Source organism: Periweissella cryptocerci, from assembly GCF_004358325.1.
In the GTDB taxonomy this organism is placed as follows: Bacteria; Bacillota; Bacilli; order Lactobacillales; family Lactobacillaceae; genus Periweissella; species Periweissella cryptocerci.
In genome coordinates, this window is record NZ_CP037940.1 from 1,445,375 (window position 1) to 1,461,423 (window position 16,049).

The 16,049-nt window shown below is 38.3% G+C and carries 16 protein-coding genes; 8 read left to right on the plus strand and 8 right to left on the minus strand.

What is annotated here, in order from left to right; all coding sequences use genetic code 11:
* The first annotated feature begins 153 nt into the window (after positions 1-153).
* Positions 154-330: a bacteriocin gene (locus tag EQG49_RS06580; RefSeq protein ID WP_133363225.1), complete on the plus strand. Its 177-nt coding sequence runs from the start codon at positions 154-156 to the stop codon at positions 328-330.
* Positions 330-998: a CPBP family intramembrane glutamic endopeptidase gene (locus EQG49_RS06585; protein WP_133363226.1), complete on the plus strand. Its 669-nt coding sequence runs from the start codon at positions 330-332 to the stop codon at positions 996-998. Before EQG49_RS06580 ends, EQG49_RS06585 begins: the two co-directional genes overlap by 1 nt.
* Before the next feature lie 202 nt (positions 999-1,200).
* Here the strand turns inward: EQG49_RS06585 and EQG49_RS06590 are convergent, their stop codons facing one another.
* A complete protein-coding gene (locus tag EQG49_RS06590; RefSeq protein ID WP_133363227.1) occupies positions 1,201-1,542 on the minus strand; it encodes a hypothetical protein in 342 nt (113 codons plus the stop codon).
* 469 nt (positions 1,543-2,011) lie between these two features.
* The gene (locus tag EQG49_RS06595) at positions 2,012-3,277 is read right to left on the minus strand and encodes an MFS transporter (RefSeq protein ID WP_133363228.1); all 1,266 of its coding nucleotides are present in this window, start codon (positions 3,275-3,277) and stop codon (positions 2,012-2,014) included.
* Between the two features lie 131 nt (positions 3,278-3,408).
* Here EQG49_RS06595 and EQG49_RS06600 point away from each other — a divergent pair, with 131 nt between their 5' ends.
* The 3 genes from EQG49_RS06600 to EQG49_RS06610 all read left to right on the plus strand — a co-directional run bounded on the left by EQG49_RS06600 (position 3,409) and on the right by EQG49_RS06610 (position 6,199).
* Positions 3,409-4,257: a helix-turn-helix domain-containing protein gene (locus EQG49_RS06600; RefSeq protein ID WP_279232838.1), complete on the plus strand. Its 849-nt coding sequence runs from the start codon at positions 3,409-3,411 to the stop codon at positions 4,255-4,257.
* A gap of 580 nt (positions 4,258-4,837) precedes the next feature.
* Positions 4,838-5,749 (plus strand): LysR family transcriptional regulator, encoded by a 912-nt coding sequence (locus tag EQG49_RS06605; protein WP_133363230.1) that lies wholly within the window; start codon positions 4,838-4,840, stop codon positions 5,747-5,749.
* Positions 5,750-5,794: 45 nt separating this feature from the next.
* Positions 5,795-6,199, plus strand: a complete 405-nt coding sequence (locus EQG49_RS06610) for a VOC family protein (protein WP_133363231.1) — start codon at positions 5,795-5,797, stop codon at positions 6,197-6,199.
* A gap of 174 nt (positions 6,200-6,373) precedes the next feature.
* Here the strand turns inward: EQG49_RS06610 and EQG49_RS06615 are convergent, their stop codons facing one another.
* Genes EQG49_RS06615 through EQG49_RS06635 form a run of 5 tightly spaced genes read right to left on the minus strand, consistent with a single transcriptional unit; the run spans position 6,374 to position 9,894 of the window.
* Entirely contained in the window at positions 6,374-7,633 is a 1,260-nt protein-coding gene (locus EQG49_RS06615) for an MFS transporter (RefSeq protein ID WP_133363232.1), read from the minus strand.
* 5 nt (positions 7,634-7,638) lie between these two features.
* Positions 7,639-8,178 carry a hypothetical protein gene (locus EQG49_RS06620; protein ID WP_133363233.1) on the minus strand — a complete coding sequence of 180 codons (540 nt, stop codon included), beginning with the start codon at positions 8,176-8,178 and terminating at the stop codon, positions 7,639-7,641.
* Positions 8,168-8,857, minus strand: coding sequence for a hypothetical protein (locus tag EQG49_RS06625; protein ID WP_133363234.1), 690 nt, complete (start codon positions 8,855-8,857; stop codon positions 8,168-8,170). Before EQG49_RS06625 ends, EQG49_RS06620 begins: the two co-directional genes overlap by 11 nt.
* A complete protein-coding gene (locus tag EQG49_RS06630) occupies positions 8,850-9,674 on the minus strand; it encodes a DUF6895 family protein (protein ID WP_133363235.1) in 825 nt (274 codons plus the stop codon). Before EQG49_RS06630 ends, EQG49_RS06625 begins: the two co-directional genes overlap by 8 nt.
* A gap of 37 nt (positions 9,675-9,711) precedes the next feature.
* Positions 9,712-9,894 carry a hypothetical protein gene (locus EQG49_RS06635; protein WP_133363236.1) on the minus strand — a complete coding sequence of 61 codons (183 nt, stop codon included), beginning with the start codon at positions 9,892-9,894 and terminating at the stop codon, positions 9,712-9,714.
* Between the two features lie 351 nt (positions 9,895-10,245).
* Between EQG49_RS06635 and EQG49_RS06640 the strand changes: the two genes are divergently transcribed.
* Positions 10,246-11,109 carry an Rgg/GadR/MutR family transcriptional regulator gene (locus tag EQG49_RS06640; RefSeq protein WP_133363237.1) on the plus strand — a complete coding sequence of 288 codons (864 nt, stop codon included), beginning with the start codon at positions 10,246-10,248 and terminating at the stop codon, positions 11,107-11,109.
* Positions 11,110-12,036: 927 nt separating this feature from the next.
* On the opposite strand, the gene EQG49_RS06645 is transcribed toward EQG49_RS06640, so the two are convergent.
* On the minus strand, positions 12,037-14,028 hold the full coding sequence (locus EQG49_RS06645; protein WP_133363238.1) for an ABC transporter ATP-binding protein/permease: 1,992 nt from the start codon (positions 14,026-14,028) through the stop codon (positions 12,037-12,039).
* Positions 14,029-14,391: 363 nt separating this feature from the next.
* On the opposite strand from EQG49_RS06645, the gene EQG49_RS06650 reads away from it, so the two are divergent.
* Positions 14,392-15,186, plus strand: coding sequence for a transporter substrate-binding domain-containing protein (locus EQG49_RS06650; protein ID WP_133363239.1), 795 nt, complete (start codon positions 14,392-14,394; stop codon positions 15,184-15,186).
* Positions 15,187-15,261: 75 nt separating this feature from the next.
* A complete protein-coding gene (locus EQG49_RS06655; RefSeq protein WP_133363240.1) occupies positions 15,262-15,942 on the plus strand; it encodes an amino acid ABC transporter permease in 681 nt (226 codons plus the stop codon).
* The last annotated feature ends 107 nt before the right edge of the window (positions 15,943-16,049 follow it).

Consider the following 16,049-nt stretch of genomic DNA (forward strand, 5'->3'; position numbering starts at 1 on the left):
TCAATTGTCAGTCATTTATGGTGGCAGCAAGAAGGATTATAATTTTTTCTATAACATCGGTAAATCGGTTCGTAAAGTCGCAAAAAAGCCACTAATCCAGATTGGTGGTTTCCATCTGCTTCATAATTCACAAATATTCAGAGGGACTATATTTTGTTAAATAACTTTAAGTCAATGACACATGAAGAATTGCAAGAAGTTAGTGGTGGTAAATTTGGTTTTAGTATTAGCATTAATATCTCTGGAACCTTCCATCAAGTTGAAGATGGTATTGATGGCTTCGTAGCCGGCGTTACTGGTAAGAAACGCCACTATCGTAAAAACAGCTAATGGCAATTAAATCAATTTTTAGCTTCGTCTTGAACATCATCGGTATCGCTTTTCTTCAATTTTTCATTCAATTGCGAATCATTCCAATTATGCCAGACATGAACAATAGCTCACTTAACGCAATCGTATGGTTCACTTTAATTAGTGTATTCACGGTTGTAGTTATGCTTTACATTTTTTCAAATTACGAAACCAACTGGCGTACTTTCTTAAACCCCAAGACAATCAATTGGAAAACTGTGTTCATTGGCTTATTACTAGTTACGTTCGTTTCGATTATTGCTGGGATTCAAATAACAATCGGTCACACTCCTGTTGTCAACCAACACAGTTTTACCAAGCTTTTCGGTATGACTAATACCACCAAAATTATCTTAACCACGATTTCGATGGTTGTGGTCGGGCCATTTTTAGAAGAAGTATTATTTCGCGGTGTTATCTTTTCGTTTATTGAAAGGTATGTTTCGATTGATTGGCTTACGATTATTCTTACGGCAGCTATTTTTTCACTGGCCCACGGTTGGACTGATTTACAAACATTTGTTAGTCACTTTTTCGTTGGCTTAATCACTGGTTGGATTCGTTGTAACCAGCGTAACCTATTATCGTCAACCTTGGTTCATGGCCTATGTAATGGGATATTGATAATTATTGATTCTACTGTGTAATGACAAAAGGATCCTAAAGCGCACTTAATTGCGCCTTAGAATCCTTTTTAATTTATTTTATGGGGCCGGTTAAACAGCGAACATATACTTAATACAGTAACCAGCAATTCTTGCATAACAGACTTCCGCAATAACTAATATAACCGTGCTTCTTCCAATCACTACTGTAAAAATGCCTATCTCGCCAATATCAAAAGGCATTTTATAATCCAAAATTCTGCTTAATCTTATTTACAACTACTACCGTGTTATTTTCAAAAAAATCACTCGCACTTACATCAATCACCGCCGAATTCACTAATTTTTGCTTGTCAATCCAACGCATAGCATGACTAGTCACAACAACAATATCAAAATTTTTAAGTTCTTGCTCATCGCCATAACTAGTGTCGACTACAAAATTGATGTGTTCCTTTGCCAATTCGACATTCAACCGTGCGCTGAACTTTTTTGGATCTCCACCCCACAACTTTTTCGATGCATAAAACATCATATTAACACCCGCGCTAGGATTTGCTTCAAAAACAATAACACCACTTAACATATTTCACCTGACAATCTGCATACGTTCTTAGCAACAAATTAATTCTAGTTCATTAGTGTACTACTCCATACATGTGAATATTCACGAAAATACAACCTGACAAATAATCATCAGCACAACTGTAACTCCACACATGAGTTACTTGGTAAAAAACAACAAACATATAAAAACTGCGAAAAAAATATTATTAAATTAATAATAACTCCGAAATTCACATTTGTGACCAAAATTTCTTAAGAGGCAACTATCCTTCTTAAAGCACAAAAATCATCGACTCCGTCCTTCCGGTATCAACGCAAAAAAGGGACTTGAAACGACTTGAGATACTAGCCGTTTCAGATCCCTTTAAAGTTTGTGAATGCGCAAAATCTTACTAACTTTTCCAGCGTGGTGCGCCAAGTAATTTACTGGCACGCAGTGGCCAAGTTTCTTCAATCCCGTGTTAGACGAAATAGAGCTAAAAATCTTACTAATTTTCCACTGTTTTCAATTTTGCGTTTGAATATAATACAACAATTACCGTAATCACAATAACAATTGCGAGAGTAATCCACGTAACTTGTACTGAAACCAGATTAGCAATTCCCAAAAATATAATTTGACTAACTGGACCACCAATAACAATCAAGGTATTAACCGTCCCAGCCGTAATTGCCATTCGTTTTGGATTTGAGTTTTTCATGAGCATTGCCGAGAAACGAGGCCCTAACTTACCAAAGACGTATCCAATAAAGAACATTCCAGCAAAGAATACAATCACAGACTTAACCACTACAAAGTTAACAACGACAATCATCACAAATGCTAACAATACATTTGTCACAGTAGCAAACGACTTTTTCATCAACGGATCTTTACGAATAATAGAGCCGAAAATTGTCCCGACAGACGTAGTAACACCGAAAAGTGCCATTGTAGTACTATATGATGAAATCCATAATGTCGGTGAATGTAACAGTCCAATTGCCGAAACGGCTTCTGTAACAGTTAAGATGTTATTCACTAAAAAGAACCAGAAGATAAGTTGCAGCAAGCCATTGGAATTACGCAAATCGGCAATCATGCGCTTTACATTTTTAACAAATCCAACATCTACTTCACGTTCTTCACTGTTTTCAGTTGTGTCCGTGCCCACCGGAACTGCTTCGTTTAATCCGCGGTATTTAACTAAAATCAACATAAATGAAATAACAAAAGTAAACACATTTACGGCAGCGATGATACTAAAATTATATTTAACTAACGTGAGCAATGCCACCCCTGCTGCTTGTCCAACAATCATAATTAATTGTGCAAACGCTGTTGAAATAGACAATGCCTCGTTTAATTTTTCTTCAGGTACAATATGTTTCAAAATCGTCAATTCAGCGCCATTACTATACTCGCCGAGTAAATCTGATGCCAAGTTAATTACTAAAAGCACAATAAAGATTGTTAAAACTTGCTTATCTTGCACAAAATAGGTTAGCATCCCAAACAAAACAATTTGAATCAGTCGGGTCCGAAGAGTCGCCCTAATCTTATTCTTACTCTTATCTGCCCAATACCCCGTAAACATTTGAAAGACTGTGGGAATTGTCGTTACAACTGTTGCCAATGATACAGCAAGGGTTTTATACGGCAATGTAGAGGCATATATAATGAATACCAAATTATAAAGACTTGTACCCAATTGATTAACATATGCTGATGCAGCTACAGACCTAAATAACTTATTGTGTAAAAATTCATTCATTCACATCACCTTTACCCTTGCCTTTACTGATACAATGAAGTCTATAACTTAATTGTCATTAGAGTACTATATTTTTCATATAGAACAATCACAGCTTACCCGGGGGGGACTATGAAAAAAAATTTGGACAAATTGTTCGTGACCTACGCACAGCTAAGCAATTAACTTTATCTGAAACTGCCAAAGGAATAGTCTCGATATCCTTTTTATCAAAGTTTGAACGTGGCGATAACGAAATCTCTATTGATCATCTACTGCAAATCCTTGACCGTTTGAATGTTTCACTTGATGAACTAAATTTTATTGCCAATGACTTTGAACTAGATGAACAGCACTACTTCACTTCAGAGTTAAAAAATGGCGTTGAAGCCAACAATATTACCAAATTAGAATCCTTATTAAAAAGCCAAGACAAAATCTATTCACTTACTGGTAATTTTAGAAATCGCCACAACATGGCTCTAATCAACATTCATATCGCCCATTTAAATCATTCGACGCCATCACACGATGCCATCGAAACAATTGAGCAATACCTATTAACTGTTGACGCTTGGGGATATTATGAGTTTTTGCTGTACACCAATTCATTGGTAGCACTACCTACGGATATAATCTTATTGCTTTCCAAACAAGCTTATCAACGTGGGGTACTGTATTCGCCTATTAACATTATTCAAAATCAACAGGTGGCAGTGTTAATTAACACTATCTCAGCAGTATTAAAACGTCATGAATTTTCACAAGTAAATCTCTTTATTAAATTAGCTGAAAATGATCTTGCTTCCTCTAATTGGCTTTTTGAAATATTAATCGTTAAATTTTTCAAATCTTGTTATCTTTTAATGAAAGATCCTGCTTCCGCAGAAGGCAAGCAAGGAACTGAGGCCGCCCTAGATATTTTGATAACGCTTGGTAAATCATCATATGCTGATAGTTTAAAAAAATATAAGGCCGAACTACTCAATTCCACTATATGAAAAAATATCCACCGATATGCTTAATGGCGTTGCAGTATGTACAAAACTTCATTCCTAATGTATGCAAAAGTGGCCAGCAAGAAATTTACTGACCACTTTTGCGTTTATTTTCATCCTACGACAAACCATTACTTTTTTACTCTTTTTACATACATCATGCATAACAACATAACCGAGAATGACAGCTATCACTGGAACAACTACGCTTCATAAAATCACTGTAACCGAATTCCCTGTTCCAGTGACGCAAATATGTTCAGCCTTGTGGTTCCCTTTTTGAAGTCATCAAAGCGTGCCCATAGTAATGGCAGCAATAACGCCACCAGATATAAAACCATTTACTAATTATGTAATCTCTATACATTTGTGCTACCAACAATCGTATGCCCAAAACTAAAATCTGTGGCCAAAATTTCTTAAAAGGCATCAATTACTCTTAAAGCAACATCACACGAAGCGTAACAGCTAATTACTTAAAATTTCAGTTTACTCGCACTAAACATTTGGGCACCTTATTATTGCTTTCACCATCAATCTCCCCTAAACTAAAACCAACTAATCACTCGAAAGGACCAAGCCGATGGCAACCTATCCCTATCAAGTTTTCGCCACTGTCGTAGATACTAAAACTTATTACCGCGCTGCTGAATTATTAAATGTCACCCCTTCAGCTGTGAGTCACTCAATTACCCAGCTTGAAAATGAGCTCGGATTTCCCCTCTTTATTCGGAATCGTAACGGAAGTGAACTCACGCCAAATGGTGCCCAAATTTTACCGTTTGTCCGTGATATTTTAAACGCTGAAAGCCGTTTGCACCAAGAAGTTGATAGCATTAATGGTTTATTGCGCGGTACCTTACGCATCGGTGCCTTTAGTTCAGCTTCCATGACTTGGTTACCTAAAATTCTGCAAAATTTCCGCAAAAAATACCCCGAAATCACCATTCAGTTGGCACAAGGGAGTCTGAATGATATTGCGGAACGTTTACGTCAAGGACAGCTTGACGTTGGTTTTACAGCTTTGCCGGTTGATGAGCATCTCGTCACCTACCCCCTCATTAATGACGAACTTTACACGATTACACCAAAGGATTTCCAGCCCGCGACCGCAAAAGTCGTAACTGAAGCCGATATTCACGACAAAATCTTTATTTTACAAGAAGCCGATTATGAACGGGCCATCAAGACGACATTAGACCAATACAATGTGACTCAAAATTCATTGTCCTACACGATTGATGACCCCAGTATCATTGCGATGGTCGAATCTGGTTTGGGTTTTGGTATCATGCCCGACTTAACGCTCGCCAGCTTTCCAACCTATCACGATAAAGTTAACGTTTATCATTTTGACAAAGACGTCTATCGCACGCTGGTTGTTGCCACACCCAAAACGCATAGTAGTGCCCCTGCCGTTAAAGCCTTCTTAGATGAAGCACACTCGTTCATGCTCGCGCAGTATGGCGACAAACTCCTCTGGCCAAACGACTAGGTTCGTGGCATTTTTAATTTATAATGAAAACACGAGGAATGTATTATGCCCATCAATGGAACTATTAATCACTTTGAAATGAACGTTTCCAACTTAGCTAAGACAATTGCCTTTTGGGAACCCTTACTACTTAAGCTCAATTACACTGTTTTTCAAGAATGGCCTGAAGGACGCAGTTATTTACTTGGCGATACCTACCTCGTCTTCGTACAAACAGAATCACGTTTTCTTGATGTCGTCTTTCACCGCAAACGTACTGGCTTAAATCACATTGCTTTCCACGTTGATTCTTTGGCGACCCTCGCCGAATTCAAAACTTGGTTAACTGAACGTAACACAACCTTCTTGTACCCTGAGCGCTACCCACACGCCGGTGGCAATGAAGTTTACACCTTATTTTTTGAAGATCCCGACCGCATTAAGGTGGAGTTGGTCGCACCGACCGAATAGCCACTCTAAACATATTAACTTAGTACCGCGTTTAAGTACAAACATCCAACCCCAAAAATGGTCAGCAAGAAATTTGCTGACCATTTTTGCATTTCATTTTCATCTACGGCACGGCATCCCACTCACTAGCTCTTGCTATTACTAAGCCACAAATTGTTTGTCGCATATGAAACATTAACCAATGGCCTTCCGCTTTTTCATTGTCATCAGTAGTAAATATCCCAATAACATAATTGAAATTACTAATTCAGTTAACCACGCAATGGTTAGCGTTAACGTATTACCGATAACTAACAAGAGGGCCTGCGCAATTGGCACCCCAATTGTCAGCACGGTTGTTAATGCTCCCCCAACTAACGCGATATTATCATCAGCGACTGATTGCAGAATAAATGTATTCAGTTTGGGCATGACTAACCCTGAGGCAATTCCACTGATTCCAAGCACAATGAGCGTTATGCCCACTGAAAATTGTAGTAATAGCACCATTGAAATGCCTAAAATCGAGCCAATTGCAAAGCCAACCGCTCCATGTAAGCTCATCTTTTTTAACAACGTCCCCGCAAAAATTGAACCCATTATCATCGCGGTGGCAAATACCACATTAAAAACCGTAATGGTCAAACCGAAATTTCCGGCAATTAGTAAATTTTCCCGATTGGCTAAGCTGAGATTTATCAGCGGATCAATTGGTGCACTTAATGAAAATGCAAATATCATAATCACAATCGTAGTAACCGCATACGGCTTCACCTTTAGGGTGTTGTATGCCTTAACAAGTTGATATCTGAAATCCTTTAATGACAGCTTAGTATTAACTTGCCGATTCGCGCTTTGACTTGACTTAAAATACTTGCGTCCTTGTAAAAAAAATAATCCAGATGCCAAAAAACTAATTGCATTAATCAAGCCAATCACCGCAAAACTATTCCCAATCAGACTAAGTAACCCCACACCAACTACTTGCGTAATCAATTCTAATAGCTGGGCAAGTGATGCATTTATGGACATTGCCGTTGGAATATCTTCATCAGCAACATTCTGTTTGATGAGTGGCAATTGCGCATTTCTAGTAAACTCGCCCAACAGGTCCGAAACGATATTAATTCCAAGTACTAGTGCAAATATTCCTACATTTGCATTTTGATTAATAAACCACGCTAGTATTAGAAATAACCCCGTTTGGCCAACTCGAATTAAGATTGTTAAATTAACTAATGATTTTGTTTGTTTATCGACAATATAGCCGGCAATTAATGATACAAGGCTCGGAACAGTATTGGCAATCGCAACTAAAGAAATTGCGATGTTTTTAAAGGGTAATTGTTGCGCATAAATCAAAAATACTAAATTAAAAATACTTAACCCGACTAAATTGAATATGCTTGCACCTTGTATCGCCCTGAACGCCGGATTCCGCTTGATTAGATTCATATATTTCACCTCCGATTATTTAATAGTTTCTCGTATACCTGGGCGTAAATAGAACAAGTGATAATAAAGGTGTTTTCATCAATATCAGCATTATCACTCAACGGATTCAAATATCCAAACAGGCCACCGCCTCTTTGTTGTCGATCCAGAAATACTTTACCATCGAACATATCACTTTGATCTGCGCCAAATAATTCTAGTACTATCATTAACAAACAAACCTGCGGTAAATTATTAACCTGGGCGTAATACAACATTAAACCGCGCAGTTGTAGCATTGCGCTGCCGCGAATTCCTACTACACCATTTACAGTTATTCCCTTAATATTCACCATCAATTGTCCCGTCAAACTATTGTCATCCAAAAACATGTAGCTTTCGAAGCCACTTTTTTTATTTACCTTAACGCTGTCAAACCTATGAAAATTAACAATATTTAGTAACATCTCGACCTCTTTATCAGTTAAGTATGCCGCCATCTCATCGGAATTAAGTACTTGAATAATTTCATGTTGTGCCAACAATCGTATAATATTATTCACCATCTGCAGCACCTCCGAATTCAGCTGACAATAATGCCAAACTAATTAACTCACTAATTGATAACTGTTTATAATTCAAATTTTCCACTAAGATATTAATCAATGTTTGGTTGTCACACGTAACTGACAGTAATTCTAAAAGTTCTGTATATCGTTCCATTCGATACAAATACACGGAATAAACAATACCGTTTTCAATTGGATTCCCACTTCTCATCGCGCCCAGATAAAGTAATTCAATATCATCAACCGTTACCTGCCCTGGCACAATTTCCACTTTTTTTATTTGAACATCACTATCTTGCAATAAACTGTGTAGTAATTGCAGTTGCTCATGCTTAACACCATCGTATTCACTATTTTTAATTAGTTCCGAATTCAAAAAATAATGTAAATACTTTTCTCTATTTCCAGCGTCAAGGCTCATCGAATATGCAGCCGCGATCACGAAGCCAACTTTCACCCCTAACTTTGGATTTGTTTGTAGCAGCGCCACAATTTCAAACTGCTTAAAAAATTTTTCAAGCAACTGCGCTACCAGCGTTTCCGCCTCATTCAAATTGAATTTAAATTGGACATTCAATGCAACTTTGGCAATATGATAAATGACATCGATATACCTAATACCGGTTAACTGCACACTCAATTTTTTATTTATTTCTTGCATTAATTTGTTATTCATAGCCATATAATCTCCCTACCAATGACATTATCAGTAACGGATGATATACCTCTGCGAATGTAATTTTTTCACTTTTTAGATTGCGCTCAATGCCATCTAAAAAATCTGTTTCGATATGCGCCAATATGCTGGCAACCAAATCCCGTTCATCATTTGTAAGCTTTCTTAGATTATAGATACAAATTAGCACCTCCCCTAACAAATCAAAATGCTGATCCTTGTAGGCAAATACCATTATATTAAAGAGCAACCTTAAAATTTCATCCTCATTTTCCCCTTGTAACAGCTCACTCAGTGAATAGCGATTGAGATATGTACTATAAAACACGGTGTGTGTAATACTATACATATCGGCATAATCGCTAACTACTAAACTTTGCCGTCTTCCAAGTGCGGAGGTTATATATGCCTCATCCCTAACCAATGCATCAAAATCGTTTCTTGCAAAATTCCGTATCATTTTATGCTGTAACCGCATGTACGGTAATTCAAGCCGTTCCGCTACTCGTTCGCTAGCCTCAACTTCAACCGGCAAGCCTAAAAAAATTTGTAACAACAAATATGAATCCAAATAAACCGGGAAAACTTGCACCATTGGCTTGTTAATATACTCGGTTGCTCGCTTTGCTAAGGGCATTAAGCCAATCCGATATAAGGATTTACGATGCGTATAAAATAAATTTGTCAAAATTAACTCTGAAAATGCCTTTTGTTTTTCTGCGACTCCTGCTTTCAATTCAAAAAAAGACAGATTACTAGAAATACTAGTATCCGCCTTCCTTTGAATTGACAGAGCGATATTAGTTACTTTGTCCATGTTCGCACCTGCCAATTTGTGCTATTCCTGTTTTTATTTATAACAAATCAAAAGTGTTAGCTTGTTTTGCATGTGCTGGCTTAAGTTCAGCAGCATAGACGGTACTAACCAGTTTAATTGCTAAAATATAGCCGCGCTGAACTGTGATTTGATTATTTTCATCATTAATTGCTGACGATGAAACATTTGATTCTTTGATACGTGAAAATTTAAGTTTCATAACAAATCCTCCTACATCATAAACTGTAATAACATTATCAACTAGAATTGATAAATTTTATTCCTTACCAATTCATGCCATAACTATATACCGCATCCCTCACAAACCACCAAATTCGTCATATATATTGTAAATATTTAGTTGCTAATCTTAACTATCCTGTCCAAATTTCCCCGCCAACAAGCCAATAATATTTAATGAATCGTATCCGATCAGGCATATCAATGAATTTTTAGAACTAGTTTATTATTATTTAGGCTTAATTGGTTCTTTTCGACTCCATATATTGTAGAATGAATTATGAGAATTTTATAATATATATTGGGGATTTATTTCAATTGGGGGGCTAATATGGATAATTTTACTGGAATCGTCTTAAAAAACATGCGCATTGATAAGGGCATATCCTTAGAATCAGCGGCAAAAGATGTCATCACGCCATCATATCTGGCAAAAGTTGAACATGGAGATAACGAGCTTTCTTTTTTCAAAATATTGCTTATCCTTAAAAACCTTAATATTATGGTGATTGAATATATGGTCGAGTATCGTAAGTTTGTACCTGATATCGAAGTGCATTTCAGTGAATCCTTACAAATCGCATATGATGCGCAAAATCTAACACAACTTCACACAATTCAAAAACAGGTTCTCGTGGAATGGCAACGCCAACAGGATCCGAATCTTTACAATCAATACCTCATTTCAAAAGCATTATTAGCAGATTTAACTGATGGGACGCTCTCCCAAAGTGACATTGATTATATTCAAAATTACCTATTTGGCGTAGAACATTGGTCAAAATATGAATATCTATTTTTTACAAATACGTTGGTCCACTTACCCGAAAATGTTGTTTTAACCTTAGCAAAAAATTTATTACTTAATTCCGAATACGCAGCTAGTCCCGAAATCACTGACATTTCCACTAGGCTATTAATAAATATTGCAATTAAAGGAATTTACAACAATAATTTTCAATTAATTAAACTAGTTTTACCAACTGCAAAAAGCCAAGCATTTTTGCATAATAATCACCAACATCGCTTGATTGTTTTGTACCTTGAAGGTCTATATTTCATTCATCAAGGCTTTGTCGTCACTGGAAAAGCGCAAGTCGAAAAAACTTTGGATACAATGCGTTTTATGGATGAATCTGCTTTAGCTGACCAGTTTACAGGCTACTATGCTGCCTTTATTGCAACCACAACTTAAAAAGAGGAAGTGGAACAAAAGGCGGTTTGCAACCTTGATATAATGAAACTTAATTCGTCAGCGATAGTGAGCAAAGCGAACGTGGTGATGAATTAAGTGAGTTATATCAATGGTTGCAGCCTTTTGTTCCACGTTAATAAGCCGGATTTCTACCTTACTAAGATAAGGAGAAATCCGGCTTATTTTGGCTAAAATTTTTCTAGCGTGGACTTTGAATAGGTGTCTCAGATTGATTCCCACTACGAGGCTGGAACCAGTCTGGACACCGTGATGGAAGACAAGCATTTGAAGCCACAGTGCGGTCTTCAAATGTTTACGAAGCTTGGTTCGCTAACGCGGTAACCATCTTCACAAATCCATAATCAGTAACGAAACCCGTTACTGATTATGCCATCACGGTGCGAGCTAAAGTCCAGCCAGTTTCCAGCCTCTTCGTTAGTTTGAGCAGGCAATCTGACTAGTAATATGCCGTAACCCTTGTCGCTGCAAGTTTAGCGGTAATCAATAATTCCACGCTTATCTAGCGGAGTGCCGGTAAATTGCTTGGCGGGCGTAGCCTTTACACCGCGACTGGGGGAATATGTGTGAAGCACATATTTTCGCTGAGGATAAGCTGGGACTCTTAGGAATTTATTCCTTAGAGTCCCAGCTTATCCGAGTTTGCCAAGACAGACATCCAGCCTGCAAGGCTAATCTAATCGTGTTAGGATTAGATTCAGTATTTTGTACAACAAAATGCTGGGATGTTTTGCGTTGCCGGTTCGCAGGCATAAGCACAGACTGGCTTGGCAATGTGCTTCCAGCGTGGTGCGCCAAGTAATTTGCCGGTACGCAGTGGCCAAATTTATTCGATCCCACGCCAGCCGGAATAGAACCATTAAAAAGAGGTCGGAGAAATTTCTCCGACCTCTTTTCTTTTATTTAACTTTAATCCCCTGAAGCCAAACTCTTAATAGGGTCTAACTTAGCGGCTGCATGTGATGGTGCCAAGGCAGCAATCAAGCTGATTACCACGCTGACAATCACTGCGAAGAGGACATTACCGACTGAAATTTGGACGATGTTGTAGTGAATCATCCCCTTAAACGCCGTATTAATAATGAACTCAACCAGGTATGCACCGATTAATCCAAGCACTGCACTGAATAAACCGATGAAGAATGATTCAGAAGTAAACAACCGACTGATATCCTTACGACGACCACCCAAGGCACGGATAATCCCAATTTCCTTGGTCCGTTCTGAAACTGAGATGTACAGAACCACGATAATCATAATCGCTGAAACCAATAGTGAAATACCGGCAATCGCAGCCAAGACGCCTGAAGCCAATGAGATGTACGTGTTAATCGTGCTCAACATTGAACCAACTGAGATAACTTGGTAATCCTTCTTACCCTTGTCATTCTTGATGGCCTTCAATTCCTTAACTGTCTTATCAACGTTATCCAAATTGTTAACGCTCAAAGCAATAAAGTTAGCCTTGAAAGTGATTTTGTTATCCTTGAAAATCTTTTGAAGATCCTTGTATTGCATTGACGTTGAACCACCATCTAAGACACCTGAAACCTTCAATTGCATCTTAACAGTCTTAGGCTTAGCTGTTGGTTGTGCAGCAGCCAACGCTGGGTTAACTTGTGCTTGAGCCGCCTTAGCAGCAGCCACTGGGTCAATGAATTCAAACGTAATCTTCTTACCAACTAGGCTCTTGTAGTTCTTAGATAGCTTCTTGGCATCATCCTTTGAAAGTAAGATTTCACCAGTTTTGGCTTTCTTACCAACAACGAATTTTTGTCCCGTCAAGCTAGCATTCCAAGTCATCAATTGGTTGTTAACTTTCTTGTTACCATACTTGTAAGTAGCTTGGGTCAACATGTATGCCAACTTAGCATCCGAAATGTCCTTGCTGTTCTTGATGGCTTTCACTTTATCCAAGTCTTTTTGTTCCATGATGGCTTTGCTTGGGTCAGCTGCGGCCCGGCCAGTCACTTGCTTGTTCAAAGTCACGGTGCGCGGATTAACTAATGAAGTAATTTGATCATTCATGTAGCCCTTAATCCCGTTACCAAGACCTAGGAACAGAATAACCGCAAAAATACCAATTGAACCACCGAAAATAATCAGTAAGTTCCGTTTCAAATTGTAGCGCACGTGTTCCCAAGCCATCCGGATGTTTGCACTGTATGACAAAGCCTTGGGAGTTGTTGCTTGTGGCTTATCCACGACGTCAAACGCAGGCTTGTTACGGTCATCGCCATCGATTTTACCGTCGGCCATGTGCACAATTCGTGTACCGTAATTAGCAACGTCTTGTGAGTGCGTCACGGCGATAACTAACTTACCATCGGCCGCAATGCTGTCCAAAATTTCCAAAACTTCTTGGGTATTTTTTGAATCAAGTGCCCCTGTTGGTTCATCAGCGATGATGATTTCAGGATCACTAGCCAAAGCCCGAGCGATAGCGACCCGTTGCTTTTGGCCACCAGACAATTGGTTAGGGTGCTTCTTGATATGATCACCCAAGCCCACCCGAATCAATAATTCCGTCGCGCGTTTTTCTTGTTCGGCTTTAGATAAAGTCGTCATCTTTAATGAGATTAAAACATTTTCCAAAATCGTTAAGTGACTAATCAAGTTAAATGATTGGAAAATAAAACCAATCGTACCCCGACGGTAGTTATCAAAATCTTTTTCATTAGCGTGGGCCAATGATTTGCCGTCCAAGACAACATCACCTTCAAATTGGTGATCAAGACCACCGATGATGTTCATCAAAGTTGACTTACCACCACCAGATTCACCTAAAATTGAAACAAATTCTCCCCGTTCAAATTCTAGGTTAATTCCCTTTAAGACCGGAAATTCTTCTTTGCCAAGATAATATGACTTCTTGATATTCTTTAATTCTAAGAATGCCATTCTATGTCCTCTTTTTCTATGCTGAGTTTAAGTTTGATTCTGCTAAGTTTGATAAATTTTTTCAACTTCCACCGTATCAACATTTCACACTAGGTGCTTTACAATACGGGGCGTTTATTTATGACTAGCAAAACCTTAAGTTTTAAAATATAGCCTTCATTATACATGACTAATATCGAAATAGCTCAACAATTGTCCACTTAGTTGACAAGCTTCACAAAAAACTCACATTTTCGCTTACAAATACTCAATACATACATTGACGGTAGCCCCTAGATAGTCTAATATTACTTATGTTTATGGTAATCATTCGCAGTACCTATAAACACCAAATAATAACTTGTTTTTGAAAGGGAAAATCAAATGAAATCTACTTTACGTAACCTATTCCTAGCCACTTTTGCAATTGTTATTGTCGTTGTATTGGCTGGTTGCGGTAAAAGCTCAACAACCACTAACGCTAGCAACACCATCACTACCGGTAAATTAACCATCGGTCTTGAAGGTACCTACGCTCCATACAGCTACCGCCAAAACGGTAAGTTAACCGGTTTTGATGTTGAAGTTGCTACCAATGTCGCTAAAAAATTGGATTTGAAGCCTGTTTTTGTCCAATCAAAGTGGGATTCGTTGATTGCGGGTCTTGATGTTAAAAAATATGACGTGGTTTTCAATAACGTCGTTGTAACACCTAGCCGTGAAAAGTCTTACAACTTTACCAAGCCATATATGTATTCTAAATCTGGCTTAGTTGTTAAGAAGACTTCAACAATCACCGCCGTATCACAAATCAAGGGCAAAAAAACTGCTGAAACGGCTTCATCAAACAACGCTGTTGATGCCAAGCGCATTGGTTCCGAAGTTGTCCCTGTCCCTGGCTTCGCTGAAGCTTTAGACTTAGTCCAATCTGGTCAAGTCGTTGGGACAATCAACTCACGTGAAGCCTTCTTAACTTACGAAAAGGCTAACCCTAAGAACAACTTAGTTTACATCAACGCTGGTCAAGAAATTCCAATCCAAAAGATTGCGGGTATCTTAAGCAAGAGTAACCCTAAACTCAAGACTAAAATTGATAAAGCTTTAATCGAGTTACGCGAAGACGGTACACTTGAAAAATTATCAAAGAAATACTTTAACGGCGACGTTACAAATAACTAATATCAACTTCAGGTCGGTGACACACGTGTCCCGGCCTGAAATTTTATCTATTACAATTACGATGAGAGGAATCCTATGCTTATTGAAATATTCAAAGCTAACTTCGGTGAACTATTAAAAGCGGGGTTTATGTATACCGTTCCGCTGGCAATTATCGCTTTTACAATTAGTTTGCTTTTGGCTGTCACTTCCGCTTTTATCGGTATGTCAGAAAGTAAGAATTTTTTTATTCATTGGATCTTACAACCACTGAATAAATTCTACGTCTGGTTATTCCGTAGTACGCCATTACTATTGCAATTATTCATCATTTTCTACGGTATTCCCAAAGCCTTCCCTGGTTTTTCACTCAGTACATGGGCCGCTGCTATCATCGGTTTCTCCTTGAACACCGGTGCCTACTCGTCTGAAATCATCCGTGGTGCGATTCTTGGGGTACCACAAGGACAATTTGAATCAGCCCGGTCACTTGGCTTAAGCCCACTAAAAACCTTCCGCTACGTTGTCTTACCACAGGCATTCCGGATTGCAATTCCACCTTTGAGTAACTCTTTCATTGCTTTGGTAAAGGACACCTCACTGGCATCAGCAATTACGATGGTCGAAATCATGCAAACGGCACAACAAATTGCCGCGGCAAACTTCCAGCCACTCGATACCTACCTGATTGCCGCTTTCATTTATGCAATCTTCTCAACGGTCCTATCACAACTACAAAAAGTCTTAGAAAAGCATTTCAAAAAATTCGATTCATAGTCCACGTAGTTAGCATGGCATTATTTCAAGTGAAAAGCAGCTCGATTTCAAACAAAGAAATCGGGTTGCTTTTTTCTTAACTACACATCGTAATTTAATAGAAAATG

What these genes read in the sequence shown, in the direction of transcription:
- EQG49_RS06585 (WP_133363226.1), top strand. Translation starts at nt 330, where the DNA reads ATGGCAATTAAATCAATTTTTAGCTTCGTCTTGAACATCATCGGTATC.
- EQG49_RS06590 (WP_133363227.1), bottom strand. Translation starts at nt 1,542, where the DNA reads ATGTTAAGTGGTGTTATTGTTTTTGAAGCAAATCCTAGCGCGGGTGTT.
- EQG49_RS06595 (WP_133363228.1), bottom strand. Translation starts at nt 3,277, where the DNA reads ATGAATGAATTTTTACACAATAAGTTATTTAGGTCTGTAGCTGCATCA.
- EQG49_RS06605 (WP_133363230.1), top strand. Translation starts at nt 4,838, where the DNA reads ATGGCAACCTATCCCTATCAAGTTTTCGCCACTGTCGTAGATACTAAA.
- EQG49_RS06610 (WP_133363231.1), top strand. Translation starts at nt 5,795, where the DNA reads ATGCCCATCAATGGAACTATTAATCACTTTGAAATGAACGTTTCCAAC.
- EQG49_RS06615 (WP_133363232.1), bottom strand. Translation starts at nt 7,633, where the DNA reads ATGAATCTAATCAAGCGGAATCCGGCGTTCAGGGCGATACAAGGTGCA.
- EQG49_RS06620 (WP_133363233.1), bottom strand. Translation starts at nt 8,178, where the DNA reads ATGGTGAATAATATTATACGATTGTTGGCACAACATGAAATTATTCAA.
- EQG49_RS06625 (WP_133363234.1), bottom strand. Translation starts at nt 8,857, where the DNA reads ATGAATAACAAATTAATGCAAGAAATAAATAAAAAATTGAGTGTGCAG.
- EQG49_RS06630 (WP_133363235.1), bottom strand. Translation starts at nt 9,674, where the DNA reads ATGGACAAAGTAACTAATATCGCTCTGTCAATTCAAAGGAAGGCGGAT.
- EQG49_RS06635 (WP_133363236.1), bottom strand. Translation starts at nt 9,894, where the DNA reads ATGAAACTTAAATTTTCACGTATCAAAGAATCAAATGTTTCATCGTCA.
- EQG49_RS06640 (WP_133363237.1), top strand. Translation starts at nt 10,246, where the DNA reads ATGGATAATTTTACTGGAATCGTCTTAAAAAACATGCGCATTGATAAG.
- EQG49_RS06645 (WP_133363238.1), bottom strand. Translation starts at nt 14,028, where the DNA reads ATGGCATTCTTAGAATTAAAGAATATCAAGAAGTCATATTATCTTGGC.
- EQG49_RS06650 (WP_133363239.1), top strand. Translation starts at nt 14,392, where the DNA reads ATGAAATCTACTTTACGTAACCTATTCCTAGCCACTTTTGCAATTGTT.
- EQG49_RS06655 (WP_133363240.1), top strand. Translation starts at nt 15,262, where the DNA reads ATGCTTATTGAAATATTCAAAGCTAACTTCGGTGAACTATTAAAAGCG.